Annotated in this window: 12 protein-coding genes; 2 read left to right on the plus strand and 10 right to left on the minus strand. The window is 68.3% G+C overall.

The window, feature by feature from the left end:
- Nucleotides 1-177: 177 nt before the first annotated feature.
- Complete coding sequence (locus OG595_RS08795; protein WP_329269705.1) at nucleotides 178-1266, plus strand: LCP family protein; 1089 nt, start codon at nucleotides 178-180, stop codon at nucleotides 1264-1266.
- A gap of 76 nt (nucleotides 1267-1342) precedes the next feature.
- Here OG595_RS08795 and OG595_RS08800 read toward each other — a convergent pair whose 3' ends face one another.
- Nucleotides 1343-2407 carry a hypothetical protein gene (locus OG595_RS08800; protein WP_329269706.1) on the minus strand — a complete coding sequence of 355 codons (1065 nt, stop codon included), beginning with the start codon at nucleotides 2405-2407 and terminating at the stop codon, nucleotides 1343-1345.
- 93 nt (nucleotides 2408-2500) lie between these two features.
- Here OG595_RS08800 and OG595_RS08805 point away from each other — a divergent pair, with 93 nt between their 5' ends.
- Complete coding sequence (locus OG595_RS08805; protein WP_329269708.1) at nucleotides 2501-2878, plus strand: NTP pyrophosphohydrolase; 378 nt, start codon at nucleotides 2501-2503, stop codon at nucleotides 2876-2878.
- Between the two features lie 42 nt (nucleotides 2879-2920).
- Here OG595_RS08805 and OG595_RS08810 read toward each other — a convergent pair whose 3' ends face one another.
- The 9 genes from OG595_RS08810 to ngcE all read right to left on the minus strand — a co-directional run bounded on the left by OG595_RS08810 (nucleotide 2921) and on the right by ngcE (nucleotide 15165).
- On the minus strand, nucleotides 2921-4417 hold the full coding sequence (locus OG595_RS08810) for an amino acid permease (protein ID WP_329269710.1): 1497 nt from the start codon (nucleotides 4415-4417) through the stop codon (nucleotides 2921-2923).
- 145 nt (nucleotides 4418-4562) lie between these two features.
- Nucleotides 4563-6488 (minus strand): 1-deoxy-D-xylulose-5-phosphate synthase, encoded by a 1926-nt coding sequence (gene dxs, locus OG595_RS08815; RefSeq protein ID WP_329269712.1) that lies wholly within the window; start codon nucleotides 6486-6488, stop codon nucleotides 4563-4565.
- Between the two features lie 289 nt (nucleotides 6489-6777).
- A complete protein-coding gene (locus OG595_RS08820; protein ID WP_329269713.1) occupies nucleotides 6778-8100 on the minus strand; it encodes a sugar ABC transporter permease in 1323 nt (440 codons plus the stop codon).
- Nucleotides 8097-8888 carry an ATP-binding cassette domain-containing protein gene (locus OG595_RS08825; RefSeq protein ID WP_329282740.1) on the minus strand — a complete coding sequence of 264 codons (792 nt, stop codon included), beginning with the start codon at nucleotides 8886-8888 and terminating at the stop codon, nucleotides 8097-8099. The genes OG595_RS08820 and OG595_RS08825 overlap by 4 nt, the downstream gene beginning before the upstream one ends.
- A gap of 258 nt (nucleotides 8889-9146) precedes the next feature.
- A complete protein-coding gene (locus tag OG595_RS08830; RefSeq protein WP_329269715.1) occupies nucleotides 9147-10235 on the minus strand; it encodes a sugar ABC transporter substrate-binding protein in 1089 nt (362 codons plus the stop codon).
- A gap of 122 nt (nucleotides 10236-10357) precedes the next feature.
- Complete coding sequence (locus OG595_RS08835) at nucleotides 10358-11557, minus strand: ROK family transcriptional regulator (protein WP_329269717.1); 1200 nt, start codon at nucleotides 11555-11557, stop codon at nucleotides 10358-10360.
- 192 nt (nucleotides 11558-11749) lie between these two features.
- Complete coding sequence (locus tag OG595_RS08840) at nucleotides 11750-12676, minus strand: carbohydrate ABC transporter permease (protein ID WP_329269718.1); 927 nt, start codon at nucleotides 12674-12676, stop codon at nucleotides 11750-11752.
- A gap of 5 nt (nucleotides 12677-12681) precedes the next feature.
- Nucleotides 12682-13608, minus strand: coding sequence for a carbohydrate ABC transporter permease (locus OG595_RS08845; RefSeq protein ID WP_329269720.1), 927 nt, complete (start codon nucleotides 13606-13608; stop codon nucleotides 12682-12684).
- Nucleotides 13609-13668: 60 nt separating this feature from the next.
- Nucleotides 13669-15165: an N-acetylglucosamine/diacetylchitobiose ABC transporter substrate-binding protein gene (ngcE, locus tag OG595_RS08850; RefSeq protein ID WP_329269722.1), complete on the minus strand. Its 1497-nt coding sequence runs from the start codon at nucleotides 15163-15165 to the stop codon at nucleotides 13669-13671.
- Nucleotides 15166-15374: the final 209 nt, after the last annotated feature.

Raw genomic sequence — 15374 nt, forward strand, 5'->3', positions numbered from 1 at the left:
CAATTCGAACAAAACAAGAGTGAGGATGCTAACAAATACTTCACACCCCAAACACGGGTCACGCAGTGCTGCTTCTCACTCACGGACACGTACAACCCTTCGCCCACCTTGTGTGTCTCAACTCATCCCGCTGCGCTCCCTTCGCATGGAGGGGGCGCCGATCACGACCGGAGCACCATGAGTCAGACCCGACTCCCCGCCGCCGCCGACCAGCGCTCACCTCGGCGCGAGCGCCCCCGCAGCCGCGGCCGGACGATACGCCGCGCCCTCCTGGGGGGCTTGTTGGTGCTGGTGCTCGTCGGCGGCGGGACGGCCTGGTGGATGTACCAGGGGCTCGACTCGAATCTCAAGGAGGGCGCCGTCGACCTGGACAAGGCGCTGGGCGACGGGAAGAACCGGCCGGCCCGGACGGCGGCGGCCGCCGGCGCGACGAACCTGCTCGTCCTCGGGTCGGACTCACGCGCCGGGGACAACGCCGCGCTGGACGACGCCAAGGTGAGCGGGGCGAGATCCGACACCGCCCTGCTGGTGCACATCGCCAAGGGGCGGACCCAGGCGGTCGCGGTGAGCATTCCGCGCGACACCCTCGTCACCCGGCCCGAGTGCACCGCGCCCGACGGCACCGTGGTGCCCTCCGCGAAGCGGGTGATGTTCAACTCGGTGTATTCGCAGGTCGGTTCGGCGTGCACGGTGAAGACCGTGGAGGCGATGAGCGACGTCCGCGTCGACCACCTGATCGAGCTGGACTTCGCCGGCTTCAAGGAACTCGTCGACGCGGTCGGCGGGGTGACCGTCACGCTCGACGAACCGATCACCAAACTGGGGCTGAGCGCCGGCGCGCACCGCCTCGACGGCACGGAGTCACTGAAGTTCGTACGGACCCGGTACGGCTACCGCGACGGCAGCGACCTGGGCCGCATCGGGCTCCAACAGCAGTTCATGCTCGCCCTGTTGAGTGAGATCAAGCGGCAGGACCTGCTCGGCAGCCCGACGAAGCTGTACCGGATCGCCGACACCCTCACCGAGTCGCTGACCACGGACTCCGAGCTGGCCTCGCTCACCGCCCTGGCCGAGTTCGGGCGGAGCGTGCAGGGCATCGACCCGGCGAGCATGGAGACGGTCATGCTGCCGGTCGCGTACGACAAGATCGACCCGAACCGGGTGGTGGCCGTCGAGCCGCAGGCGGCGGCTCTGTGGAAGGCGATCCGCACCGACTCCGCGATCCCCGAGTCGGCGAAGAAGTCCCCGGCGGGCGGCGGAAGTTAGCACTTCTCCTACGATCCCCTTACCCAACCCCTCCCGCCCCGGCCCGCACGCGGGCCGGGGCGGGAGGGGCCCGGCCTCAGACCGTCCGCCAGGCCTCCAGCGCCAGCCCCGGCTCGTCCTTCTGCCGGACCACGGACAGTCCTCCCGCGCTCATCGTCGCGGCCACCACCCGTCCACTTGCGTCCTCCGTCAGCGACACCCTTGCGTCCAGGGGGAGTTGAGGGCCGGACTCGGTCCACCACGCCCCAGCCGACTCCTGCTCCGTCGGATAGGCGGCGAAGGCCACCCGGCCGCTCGCGGAGCGCTGTGCGAGCAACGTGCAGTCGACCTCGTCCAGCGTGCAGCGGACCACCGCCACCGGGCCGGGACCGGCTCCGGGGAGCAGTTCGACCGGGTCGCTGCCCGGCCGCCACGCGCACACCGTGTCCGTCTCGTCCGTGTAGAACAGCGTCACATGGTCCTCGGACGTGACCAGCGCCCGCAGGCTTCCCTGACGGGCCGTCACCTTCAGCGGGCTCTCGTCGAGTTCCGGGATCCAGCCGGGTCCGCCCTGCGTCCAGCGCAGGATGCCGTGGGGCGAGTTGCCGTAGAGCTCGACGCGCCCGGAGGCACGCGTGACGGCCGTCAACTGCTCTTCCACGTCCTCGCCCTTGAGGTCGCGCCAGGGACCCCAGCCGCCGCGCTCCTTCTGGCCGCGCATGCTGACCCCGCCCACGGCGTTCCGTACGAAGACATGGGCGCGGCCCTCCGCGTCGACGGCGACCGCCGGTACGCCGGTCCGGTCGCCCTTCTGGTTCGGGTGACCGAGGGGCGTCCAGTCGAGGGCGGCGAGGGCAGGGCGGAAGTGCGTGGTGTGGACGAGGCCCGCCTCGCCCTTCACCGTGGGCCGCCACGTCGCCAAGTGGGCGTATTCGTCGGCGCCTTGGCCGACTCCGAGCATGGGATGCACGCGCTGGTCGCCGCCGATGCGCCGGGGCGGGAGCCAGGGCCCGCCGGGCCGGGACTCCGCGCGGCAGACGATCCCGTCTCCTACGGCGTCGTACGCGCTCAGCCGGCCGTCGCGACCCCGTACGAGCCAGTCGCCGTTGACCGACTCGGGACTCCCCGAGGCCGTGGTGGGGGAAGGAGGAACAATGGGCACTGGACTACTTTAGTGTGCTCTTACCTTCGGCGCGCCCCCCGGCCCCCTCATCCGGTACCCCTGGTTCCGGTCCCGCGTGCGACCCTGAACCCCATGGCTGCCCCTCTGCTCGTGATCGTCGACGCCGCGAATGTCGTCGGCTCGGTGCCCGACGGCTGGTGGCGGGACCGGCGCGGGGCGACGGAACGCCTGCGGGACCGGCTGGCGGCGTACGCGGAGGGCGGGTTGCCGGGGCGGGCGGGCCCCGTGGAGATCGTCCTGGTGGTCGAGGGCGCGGCCCGCGGGGTGACTCCGGTGCCAGGAGTACGGGTCGAGCCGGCACCCGGCAGCGGGGACGACCGGATGGTCGAACTGGTCGCCGAGGCCGCGGACCGCGACCGCCTCGTGGTCACCGCCGACCGTGAACTGCGGCGCAGGGTAACGGAGTTGGGCGCCGAGGTCACCGGGCCCCGTACGGTACGGAGCGACTAGGGCCTGTCGTACCGTACGGCGCCCCATGGCCGACCGCTCGGGTCAGTCGGTGTCGGCTGTCGCCCGCTGTTCCTGTCCGAGGCGGCTGTGGGAGCGGCCGTACAGGAAGTACACGAGGAAGCCGAGCGCCATCCAGACGCCGAACCGGAGCCAGGTCTCGGCGGGCAGGTTGAGCATCAGCCAGAACGAGGCGAGCACCGACAGGATCGGGATGAACGGCACCCACGGGGTCCGGAAGGCCCGGGGCAGGTCGGGGCGGGACTTACGGAGGATGACCACGCCGATCGCGACGACCACGAAGGCGAACAGCGTCCCGATGTTGACCAGTTCGGCGAGTTCGCTCAGCGGGGTGAAGCCGGCGACGATCGCGATGATCACGCCCAGCAGGATCGTCGGCCGGTGCGGGGTCCTGAAGCGGGGGTGGACGTGGGAGAAGAAGCGGGGCAGCAGGCCGTCGCGGCTCATCGCGAAGAAGACCCGGGTCTGGCCGAGGAGAAGGATCATGCAGACCGTCGTCAGGCCCACGGCGGCGCCGAAGCTGATGAAGCCCGCGAACCACGGGTGCCCGGTGGCCTTGAAGGCGTCGGCGAGCGGCGCGGTGACCGACAGTTCGGTGTAGTGCTGCATACCGGTCACCACGATCGACACCGCGACGTACAGGGCGGTGCAGATGACCAGGGAGCCGAGGATGCCCCGGGGCATGTCGCGCTGCGGGTTCCGGGTCTCCTCGGCGGCCGTGGCCACCACGTCGAAGCCGATGAAGGCGAAGAACACGACGGAGGCCGCCGTGAAGATGCCCATCACGCCGAAGTTCGAGGGTGCCCAGCCGAACATCAGCTGGATGAGCGGCGACTGGAGTCCGTCGCCGGCCGGCACCTCCTGCGCCTTCGGGATGAACGGGTCGTAGTTGTCGCTCTTGACGAAGAAGGCACCCGCGACGATCACGGTCAGGACGACGATCACCTTGACGGCGACGACGATCGAGGTGACCCGCGCGGAGAGCTTCGTGCCGAGCACGAGGATGCCGGTCAGCGCCAGGACCAGCGCGGCGGCGAGGATGTCGAAGCCGAAGCCGTCGGCCCCGTCCCGGCCGCTGAGCGCCTCCGGCAGGTGCCAGCCGGCGTTGTCGAGGAGCGAGGTGATGTACCCGGACCAGCCGACGGCCACCACCGCCGTACCGAGGGCGAACTCCAGCACCAGGTCCCAGCCGATGATCCAGGCGGGCAGTTCGCCGAGCGAGGCGTAGGAGAACGTGTACGCGGACCCGGCCACCGGGACCGTGGAGGCGAACTCCGCGTAGCAGAGCGCCGCGAGGGCGCAGACGACCCCGGCGACCGCGAAGGCCAGGGCGACGGCGGGGCCGGCGTTGTTCTTGGCGACCGTGCCGGTGAGGACGAAGATGCCGGTGCCGATGATGACACCGACACCGAAGACCGTCAGATCCAGCGCGGACAGGGATTTCTTGAGCGCGTGTTCCGGTTCCTCGGTGTCGCGGATGGACTGTTCGACCTTCTTCGTCCTGAAGAGGGTGCTGCTCACGGGCGGACCTCCCACGCTGTGTCGTCCCGGACATGATCAGGAGCGGGCGTGGTGCGCCTGCCCCGGCGCGGGGGATTTCACGCCGATGGACCGGTCCCACCACCGTAAAGAGTGGGGAAACCGGCCCATTGGGGGCAGCCGTGAGTCAGTCGCGGGCGGACTCCACCGGGTCGACCTCGGACTGCTCGAACCGTCCGTCGATCCTGGAGACCAGCCCGGTGACCTGGCGGGCGATGTCCGGTGCCGTCAGGCCGATCTCCGCCATGACCTCGGCCCGGGAGGCGTGGTCGAGGAAGCGCGGCGGGATACCGAAGTCGCGCAGCGGTACGTCGACCCCGGCGTCCCGCAGGGCCTGCGCGACGGCCGAACCGACGCCGCCCACCCGGGAGTTGTCCTCGACGGTGACGACCACACGGTGCCGCTCGGCGAGCGGCGCCATGGCCTCGTCGACCGGCTTGACCCAGCGCGGGTCGACGACGGTGGTCGAGATGCCCTGCTGCTCCAGCAGCCCGGCGATCTCCAGGCACATGGGCGCCAGCGCGCCCACGGAGACGAGGAGCACGTCCGGGGTGCCGGTGCCGGGCTCGCGCAGCACGTCCATGCCGCCGACGCGTCCCACCGCGGGTACGGCCGGGCCGACGGCGCCCTTCGAGAAGCGGACGACGGTCGGCGCGTCCTCGACCTCGACGGCCTCGCGGAGCTGGGCGCGGACCTGGTCGGCGTCGCGCGGCGCGGCGAGCCGGAGGCCCGGGACGACCTGGAGGATCGACATGTCCCACATACCGTTGTGCGAGGCGCCGTCGGTGCCGGTGACGCCGGCCCGGTCGAGCACGAACGTCACTCCGCACTTGTGCAGCGCCACGTCCATGAGGACCTGGTCGAAGGCCCGGTTCAGGAAGGTGGCGTACACCGCGAAGACGGGGTGCACTCCCCCGGTGGCGAGCCCGGCGGCCGAGACGGCGCCGTGCTGCTCCGCGATGCCGACGTCGTAGATGCGGTCGGGGAAGGCGTCCGCGAACTTCTTCAGGCCGACGGGCTGGAGCATCGCGGCCGTGATCGCGACGATGTCCTCGCGCTCCCGGCCCAGCTCGACCATCTCGTCGCCGAAGACGGAGGTCCAGTCGGCGCCGGAGGCCTTGACCGGCAGGCCGGTGTCGGGGTGGATGGGGCCGATGCCGTGAAAGCGGTCGGCCTCGTCCTGGAGGGCGGGCTGGTAGCCGCGGCCCTTCTCGGTGAGGCAGTGCACGATGACCGGGCCGCCGAAGCGCTTGGCGCGGGCCAGCGCGGACTCCAGTGCCTCGATGTCGTGGCCGTCGATCGGGCCGACGTACTTGAGCCCCAGGTCCTCGAACATGCCCTGCGGGGCGATGAAGTCCTTGAGGCCCTTCTTGGCGCCGTGCAGGGTCTCGTACAGCGGTCTGCCGACGACCGGGGTCCGCTCCAGCAGGTCCTTGCCCTTGGCGAGGAACCGCTCGTAGCCGTCCGTCGTGCGCAGGGTGGCCAGATGGTTGGCGAGGCCGCCGATGGTGGGCGCGTACGAACGCTCGTTGTCGTTGACGACGATGACCAGCGGGCGGTCCTTGGCGTCGGCGATGTTGTTCAGCGCCTCCCAGGCCATACCACCGGTGAGGGCGCCGTCACCGATGACGGCGACCACGTGGTGGTCGTCGCGTTTCAGTACCTGGTTGGACTTCGCGAGGCCGTCGGCCCAGCCGAGGACCGTCGAGGCGTGCGAGTTCTCGATGACGTCGTGCTCGGACTCGGCCTGCGAGGGGTAGCCCGACAGGCCGCCCTTCATCTTCAGCCTGGAGAAGTCCTGGCGGCCGGTGAGCAGCTTGTGGACGTAGGACTGGTGACCCGTGTCCCAGAGCACCTTGTCCTTCGGCGACTCGAAGACCCGGTGCAGCGCGATGGTGAGCTCGACGACCCCGAGGTTGGGGCCGAGGTGGCCGCCGGTCTTGGAGACCGCGTCGACGAGGAAGGTCCGGATCTCCTCGGCCAGCTGGTCGAGCTGTTCCAGGCTGAGCCGGTCAAGATCGCGCGGTCCCTTGATGCGGGTCAGCAGCGGCACCCGTGCCTCCTTGCAGTAGAGCTGATCGAGCTTTCGCCGGGCGTGTCGAGTCTAGTGTTCCGCCTTCGCGGCCGACGCCCGGCCTCTGCGTGATACGTCACGCGATCGGCCGTACCCAAGAAACGTGCCGTCTATGACACAGCTGTGCCCGGCACCGCGCTCGCGGTACCGGGCACATTTATTCGAAAGTACGCCGCAGGCGCCACTTTCAGGGGCGCGGGGAACTGCACGACAAGCCACAGGTGACGGCCGGCCGTCAGATCGCCCCACGCCCTACGGCGCTACCGCGTCACGCGCGCCCCGCGGCCTTCTGGCTCCGCCGGGACACGGAGTCGATGACAACCGCACCCAGCAGCACCGCACCGGTGATCATGTACTGGATCGACGTGTTCATGTTCAGCAGATCCAGACCTGTCTGGATCGACTGGATCACCAGCATGCCCAGCAGCGCCGACCACACCGTGCCGCGCCCGCCGAACAGGCTGGTGCCACCGATGACGGCCGCCGCGATGGCGAGCATCAGCGTGTTGCCGCCACCCGCGTTCAGCGTGGCGCTCGCCGTCTGGCCGGCGAAGAACATGCCGCCGATCGCCGCGAAACCGCCGGAGATGGCGAACACGGTGATACGGATCATCGGCACGTTGATACCGGCCCTGCGGGCCGCCTCGATGCCACCGCCGACCGCGAAGACCTTGCGGCCGTACGTCGTACGACGGAGCACGAAGTCCACGATCACCAGCGCCGCGAGGAAGATCACCAGGGCGTTGGACACACCGGCCGAGTTGTTCAGCACGGCCGCGGCGGCGAAGGACGCCACGGCGAGCGCGCCGACCCGCAGAGCGATCTCGCTGGTGGGCCGGAAGGGCACCCCGGCGGCCTTGCGCCGGCGCTGTTCACCGAAGGAGCCGACGAGCATCGACAGAACACCGAGGCCGGCCAGCAGATAGGCGCCGATGACGGCCTGGTCCATGAAGAAGGAGCTCTGGCCGAGCAGCTTGACCGGGCCCTGGTCGGCCGGGATGTTGATGGTGCCGCTGGAGCCCAGCAGCCACAGCATCAGGCCGTTCCAGCCGAGGAAGCCGGCCAGCGTCACGACGAACGCGGGTACGCCGATCTTGGCGAAGAACCAGCCGTGCAGCGCGCCGATGCCGATACCGGTCACGATGGTCAGGATCAGCGCCAGCCAGCCGTTCATCCCGTGGGTGACCACGAAGACGGCGAACAGCGTGGACGCGAACCCGCTGACCGAGCCGACGGAGAGGTCGATCTCGCCGAGCAGCAGCACGAACACCAGGCCGATGGCGAGCATGCCGGTGGCCGAGAGGTAGTAGCTGATGTTGGAGAGGTTGTCGGCGCTGAGGAAGCGGTCGTTCTGGAGCTGGAAGATCGTCCAGATGACGATCAGGCCGATGACGACCGGCAGCGAGCCCAGCTCACCGCCCTTCACCTTGCGCTTGAACTCGGTGGCGTAGCCCTTGAGGCCCTCGTCGCGGACCAGCAGACGCGGGTCGACGACGGACACCGGCGCCGCGGTCGGGTCGTCGGCGGGTGCCACCGTGTTCTGGTGCTCCGCCCCTGGGTCGGGCTTCACGGTCTTGGACGTGTCGCTCACTTTGCCGCCTCCGTGTCGCGACGCCCCGCACGACGGGTCACGGCGTTGTCCGTGGCTCCGGTGATCGCGGCGATGATCTCTTCGTGGCTCGTGGTCTTCACGGGGAAGGAGCCGTTGTTCTTGCCGAGGCGCAGGACGTGGACGGTGTCCGCGACCGCCTTCACGTCGGCCATGTTGTGGCTGATGAGGATGACGCCGAGGTTGCGCTCGCGCAGCCGCTCGACCAGGTCGAGGACCTGCGCCGTCTGCTCGACGCCGAGGGCGGCGGTGGGCTCGTCGAGGATGACGACCTTGGGGTCACCGATCAGGGCGCGCGCGATGGCGACGACCTGGCGCTGGCCTCCGGAGAGGCTGGCGATCGGGATGCGCACGCTCGGGATGCGGATGGAGAGGGTGCTGAGCAGCTCCCGGGCGTTCTTCTCCATCGACACCTCGTCGATGACACCGCGGTGCAGCAGCTCTCGGCCGAGGTAGAGGTTGCCGACCACATCGAGGTTGTCGCACAGGGCGAGGTCCTGATAGACGGTCGCGACGCCGAGTCCCTGGGCGTCGTGCGGCTTGTTGATGCTGACCGGGTTGCCCTCCCACTCGATGACGCCCTCATCGATGGGGTGAACGCCCGCGATCGTCTTGACCAGGGTCGACTTTCCTGCGCCGTTGTCGCCCACCAGGGCGACCACTTCTCCGGAATGGACCTCCAGCTCTACGTCGGTGAGGGCCTGGACCGCACCGAACCGCTTGGAGACTCCGCGCAACGCCAACACGGGCGTAGCGGACACGTGAACCATCTCCTTCGCCGCCTGACCGGCGGGGATGCCGCGCTTGGGGTAGGCGCGGAGGGGTGTGCGCGATGGCACTGGATTACAGGACGAACATGCGCGAACCCGCTGCCGATGGCAACGGTTCCGTCCGACGCCCGGCCCGGCAGCGGGGTATGAAGGCCGGGTCGGGCGTCGGACAGGTCTCGCGGGACCGCCGGGCGGTCATGTCCGGGTGGGCGCCGGTGGGCGCCCGCCCGGTGCCGGCGGTCCTGGTGGGGCGACCGCCTACTGGAGACCGGCGGTCTTGCAGGCGGCGGCGAACTCGCCGGCGCAGATCTCGGCGACGGTGTAGAGCTTGTCCTTGACGACCGTGTCCGCGATGTTGGCCTTGGTGACCGACACCGGGGTCAGCAGCTGCGAGGGGACCTTGTCGCCCGAGCCGCTGGTCAGCGTCTCGGTGGCGAGCGAGTCGATGCTCTTGCCGTCGAGCAGGTTGACCGCGATCTGGGCGGCGGCGTCGGCCTCCGGCTTGAAGGCCTTGTAGACGGTGCTGGACTGGGTGCCGGCGACGATGCGCTGGATGCCCGCGAGCTCCGCGTCCTGACCGGTCAGCGGGATACCGCTGATGCCCGCACCCTTGAGGGTGTTGGCGATGCCACCGGCCATGCCGTCGTTGGCGGCGTAGACGCCCGCGATGTTCTTGGCGCCGAGCTGCGTGATGGCGGCCGACATCTTCTGGGCGGCGACGGTGTCCTTCCACAGGCCGGACTGCTCGTAGGCGATGTCGACCTTGCCGTCGAGGGCTTCGTGCGCGCCCTTCTTGAACTGACCGGCGTTCGGGTCGGCGTCGTCACCGTTGATCATGACGACCTTGGCCTTCGGGGTCGCCTTGGCGCCGAGGGAGGCGAGCAGGGCCTCGCCCTGGAGCTGGCCGACCTTGACGTTGTCGAAGGAGACGTAGGCGGAGACCGGGCCCTGGGCCAGACGGTCGTACGCGACGACCTTGATGCCCTTGTCGACCGCCGTCTGGATGGACGACTTGATGGCGGCGGAGTCCTGGGCGCTGACCACGATCACCTTGACACCCTTGGTGATCATGCTGCTGACCTGCTGGGCCTGCTTGGCCGCGTCACCGGCTGCGTTCGCGTACTCGACCTTGCAGTCGGAACACAGCTCCTTGACCTTGGCCTCGAAGAACGGCTTGTCGAACTTCTCGTAGCGCGCGGTCACGCTGTCGGGGAGCAGCAGACCGATGGTCTTGTCGCCCGAGCCGCTGTCCTTGTCGTCGTCGCCGGCCTTGCCACAAGCGGCCACGGCGAGCGCCATGGAAACAGCAGTGGTACCGATCACGACTCTACGCATCATCGCGTTCATTTGGTGGTGCCTCCCTGACAGGGCCGCAACGCTGCGGCCGAGGTGGCTGGAAGTCAACTCGGCCACACGTGCGACGTCAAGAAGTAAATCCTTAACGGGTTGGCAACGGCTTTGTTCGTTCTCTAGGTGAAGACAGGAGTCGCCGTGTTCAGCGTGCCGTCCAAAAGGGTCGAATCGCCCATTTCACTCAACGCGAGAGCGAGCGCTCCGAGCACCTCCGCACGGCCTCCAAGTGCCCCTGGAAGAACGGACAGTTGACGTGCCGCACTGGGGATCGCATAGCGGCCGACAGACTCTCTTATGGGACCGAGCACCAGCTCACCGGCCTCGGCGAGATCACCGCCGAGGACCACCCTGCTCGGATTCAGCAGATTGCAGAGATTGGCGACTCCACTGCCGATATGACGGCCGACGTCGGCGATCACGCGACGGCAGCCCGGGTCGCCGTCCCGCGCCAGCCGCACGACACCTTCCATGGTCAGGTCGGTTCCGTGGCTGGACTGGAGGAGCGGCAGCACATAGCGCGCCGCCGCGAAGGTCTCCAGACAGCCCCGGTTTCCGCAGCGGCAGACGGGGCCGGATTCATCAAGAGTAATATGCCCGATTTCTCCCGCTGTGCCACCCGGGCCCCGGTAGATCTTGCCCTCGATCACCAGACCGGCCCCGACACCGCTCGCGACCTTGATGTACGCCAGGTCGCGCACCCCCCGGCCACTGCCCCAGACCAGCTCACCGAGGGCGCCGAGGTTGGCGTCGTTGTCCACGTGCACCGGCACGTCCAGGCGCCCGCGCAGCTCCTCACCGGGTCTGGTGCCGCTCCAGCCGGGCAGGATCGCGCTGGAGCCCAGGGTGCCCGACACCACGTCGATCGGACCCGGTACGCCCAGGCCCACACCGGCGATCTTGGAACGGTCGACGCCCGTTGCTGCGATCAGGCGATTGACCAGCTCTTCGGCCCGGTCGAAGCCCTGCGCGGCGGAGGCGTCCACGTCCAGCGGTTCGGACTCCTCGGCCAGCACCTGGTGTGCGAGGTTGCCGACCGCGACCCGCAGATGCGTATGGCCGAAGTCGACCCCGATCACGATGCCCGCGTCCCCGCTCAGCGAGACGGCCCGGGCCCTTCGGCCGCCCGCCGAGGTGGGCGTGACCTCGACGGTTCCGCCGTCCTTCAGCTCCCGGACGATGTTGGACACCGTGGCCGCGGACAGGCCGGTGGTCCTGGCGATCTCGGCCTGCGTGAGCGACCCGGCGAGGCGCACGGCCCGTACGACCCGTTCCAGGTTGGCTCGGTGCAGTGACGACTGCGACCCCGGAGTCTCCACGACGACCTCCTGCGCGCGGGACCGCTTCGATGAGGCCCCGTCTATGTCCAACTAGTGAACTCTAAGCTGAGCCGTTCGGGTCACCTCCCGTCAAGAGGTTGAACTGCATCCGAGGTCTTGTACACATAGCTGCGCGCGTGCACGGTTTGCGGTATGCACGCGCGCGTACGGCGGCTGAACAGAAGGTTCCGGTTACTTCAGCGCGCCCGCCGTCAGCCCCGCCACCACCTGACGCTGGAAGACGATGTACGCGGCGAGCACCGGCAGCATCGCCATCACCAGGCCGGCGAAGAGACCCGACCAGTCGCCCTTGTAGCCCTGGCTGGCGGCCAGCTGCACGAGGCCCTGGGTGAGCACCCTCTTGTCGGGGTCGGTGTTGAGCACCGTCGGCAGCATGTACTGGTTCCACTGGCCGAGGAAGTTGAAGATGCCCACGCTGATCAGCCCGGGCTTGGCCATGGGCAGCATGATCTGGAAGAAGGTCCGGGAGTGCGAGGCGCCGTCGACGAAGGCCGCCTCCGCCACCGAGGTCGGCAGGGTCCGGAAGAACGCGGTCAGGAAGAAGACCGTGAACGGCAGCGAGTAGGCGATGTAGACCAGGATCAGCCCGTGGATCGTGTTCAGCAGGCCCATGTTGTTCACCACGTAGAACAGCGGGACCAGCGCCAGCATGATCGGGAAGCTCATGCCGCCGATGAACAGGTAGTAGATGAACCCGTTGCCCGGGAAGTCGAAGCGGGCCAGGACGTACGCCGCCATCGAGCCCAGCACCAGGGTGCCGATGAGCGAACCGCCCACCACCAGGATGGTGTTGAGGAAGTAGTCGCTCATGTTGGCGTCGGTCCAGGCCCGCGCCCAGTTGTCGAAGTGCAGCTTGTCCGGCAGGGACCAGGGGGAGCTGAAGATCGCGTTGTCGTCCTTGAAGGACGTCATCACCGCCCACACGAGCGGCATCACGACCATGAACGCCCACAGGACGAGCATGCCGTGCGAGAAGACGTTGAGGACCGTGCCCTCCTTCTTCTCGCGCCCCTCCTTCCCGGACGCGTTCTCCTTGCGCACGGGCCCTGCGGAGTGCTGGGGAACCGTGTCCGGCGGTGTGCTGTCGGTCGTCTTCATGAGTGTCAGTACTCCAGCCGCTCGCGCCGGCCCAGCCGCAGCACGAGGGCCGCGAAGGCCAGCGTGACGACGAGCAGGGCGACCCCGATGGTGGTTGCGTAGGCGGCCTGACCGTCGCGGAAGGCCTTCTGGTAGACGTACAGGACCATGACGGTCGTCGAGTAGTCCGGTCCGCCGGGCCCGGTCGTCATGATCTGGACGACCGCGAACGACTCGGCGCCCAGCGCGAGGATGCCCATGTAGACCCAGCCGGACTGCACGGTGTCCCACAGCAGCGGCAGGGTGATCCGGAAGAACGTGGTGGCCCGGCCGGCGCCGTCGAGCAGCGCGGCCTCGTAGAGGTCCGCCGGGATCGACGCCATGCCCGCGGAGAAGAGCACCACGAAGAAGCCGACCGTCGACCAGACCAGCACCGCCATGACGCACCACAGGGCGAGACCCGGGTCGCCCAGCCAGAGCGGCTGGACGCTGTCGAGTCCGATGCCGCGCAGCAGCGAGTTGATCGCGCCGCTGTCCGGGTTGTACGCGAAGGCGAACAGCAGCGCGACGATCGCGATCGACAGCACCTGCGGAAAGAAGTAGACGATTTTGTAGAACGAGGAACCGCGGACCCCGGAAATCACCGGTCCGCCACGGCGCCGCTTCCCGCCCACATTGATCATGAAGGCGAAGAACAGCGCCAGACTGATCGTCAACAGCGGCAGCACCAACGCGAACAGCAGGCTGTGCTGCAACGACTTCCAGAAGATGTCGTCGTCGAACATCCTCTCGTAGTTGTCGAAGCCCACCATCTTGAATTCCGGGCTCAGTCCGGTCCAGTCCGTGAACGAGTAATAGATGGACTGGATGAACGGCCAGATGACGAAAAGCGCGTACAGCCCGAGAGGGACCGACAGAAATCCCACGATGAAGCGGTACTTGCCGTGCTGCATTACCACAGACCCCGTTCCGTGCGCGGGTGCCGCCGCTGGTGACAGTTCATCGGCTTCTGATCACTGGTGCTTGTAGTGCTTGATCGACGTGTCCTTCGCGGTCGCGTCGGCGAAGGCCTGGATCTTCTTGATGGCCTCGGCCGGGGTGAGCCGCCCGGCCATCATCTCGCCGAGCCCGGAGACCCCGATCTGCTCCTTCTGGAGCTGCACGTACCAGTCCTGCAGGCGCGGGTTGACGACGTTGTCGCCGGCCTTCTCCAGCGCCGCCACACCCGACTTGAGGCCCGGGGTGAGGGTGATGCCGTCGGTACCGCCGTTGTACGCGGTCAGCGACTTGACCTTCGTGGTGAAGTTCTTCGAGGAGGCCTCGCTGAGCATGATGCGCAGCTGCTCCATGCCGCCCGCGGTGTTCTTCGCCTTGGCCGGGACGATGAACGGCTCACCGCCGGAGGCCCAGATCGTGCCGAACGGCAGCTTGTCGGAGCTGTCGATGCCGGTCGGCGCGGAGACTGCGAGGTCGAAGTCGGCGGGGATGACGTTGGCCGACTCGTTCTCCACCCAGGAGCCGTTCGGGATGAACAGCGCCTTGCCCTTGGCCCACGCGGTCTGCGACTGGATGTGGTCGAGACCGGGGGTGCCCTTGAGGACGTAGCCCTTCTTGTAGAGCTCGTAGTACGCCTCGAAACAGGCCTTGACAGCCGGGGCCTTCCAGGCGTTGGGCTCCAGGTTGTCGATCGCGTCGAGGACCTCGACCCCGCCGACCTTGCCGATCATCGCGTAGAGCGAGAAGGGCAGGTAGTACGGGTACTTGCCCGCGTAGGTCCAGCCGGCGATGCCCTTTTTCTTGGCCTTCTCGCACACGGCGAGCATCTCGTCCCACGTCTCCGGGTAGGTGGCGTCGAGCGAGTCGAGGGCCTTCTGGGAGTACCAGACGCCGTACACCGTGTAGGCGTAGTACATGATCCACACCGGGTCGCCGTCGAGCTGGCCCATCTCGACGATGCCCGGCCGCAGTGTGTCGCGGACCTTCTTGTCCGGGTCGTCGTAGGACGGGGCGTCCAGCAGCGGGGTGAGGTCGGCGAGCTGGTTCTTGCCCGCCAGGACCCCCATGTCCATCTGCTCGGCGCCGGAGTTGTCGATGAGGTCCGGCGGGGTGCCCTGGTTGAAGCGGGGCTGGAGCGTGGACTGGATCTTCTGGGTGGCGGAGAACTTGACCTTCGCCTTCGGGAAGTTCTGCTCGTAGATCTTGACCGCGTCCTCGGCGTACTCCTTGCCGAAGCCGCCGTCGAAGAGCACGAACTCCATCTGCGCGGTGTCGTTGACCGCCAGGGGGTTCTTCGCGGTCTTCGTACCCGCCTTGGCCTTGTCCTCGTCGCCTCCGCCGCTGCTCGCACAGGAGGCCAGGAAGCTCATCGTGGGGACGGAGATCAGGCCGAGCGCCGCTGACCGTTTGATCAGGTCGCGGCGGCCGAGGCCGGTGGCCGTGGTGCCAGTGGTGGTGCTGGTGGTACCGGTGGTGCGGTCGGGGGTGCGGCTCTCGTCGGAAGTGGATCCCATGCTCAAGTCCTCGCCTTCTCCAGGACTCAGGCGGTGAACCGGATCCTCCCGGCACCGCGATCGGGTCGAACTGGGTCGTGCAGGAAGTACTTAGTGCGTGATGCGCCCTGATCAGAGGGAATACCCGGCGGGCCGCGCGTTCAGCACGTCAAACCACCCTTCCGGCTCCCCTCACACCTGATGTCGGCCGGTCGAACAGTGGCAGCTGC

This window comes from Streptomyces sp. NBC_01451, assembly GCF_036227485.1.
Classification (GTDB): domain Bacteria; phylum Actinomycetota; class Actinomycetes; order Streptomycetales; family Streptomycetaceae; genus Streptomyces.

Bases quoted from the DNA above. Each gene is read 5' to 3' on its own strand.
- OG595_RS08795 (WP_329269705.1), top strand. From the start codon at position 178: ATGAGTCAGACCCGACTCCCCGCCGCCGCCGACCAGCGCTCACCTCGG.
- OG595_RS08805 (WP_329269708.1), top strand. From the start codon at position 2,501: ATGGCTGCCCCTCTGCTCGTGATCGTCGACGCCGCGAATGTCGTCGGC.
- OG595_RS08825 (WP_329282740.1), bottom strand. From the start codon at position 8,888: ATGGTTCACGTGTCCGCTACGCCCGTGTTGGCGTTGCGCGGAGTCTCC.
- OG595_RS08830 (WP_329269715.1), bottom strand. From the start codon at position 10,235: ATGAACGCGATGATGCGTAGAGTCGTGATCGGTACCACTGCTGTTTCC.
- OG595_RS08840 (WP_329269718.1), bottom strand. From the start codon at position 12,676: ATGAAGACGACCGACAGCACACCGCCGGACACGGTTCCCCAGCACTCC.
- OG595_RS08845 (WP_329269720.1), bottom strand. From the start codon at position 13,608: ATGCAGCACGGCAAGTACCGCTTCATCGTGGGATTTCTGTCGGTCCCT.
- ngcE (WP_329269722.1), bottom strand. From the start codon at position 15,165: ATGGGATCCACTTCCGACGAGAGCCGCACCCCCGACCGCACCACCGGT.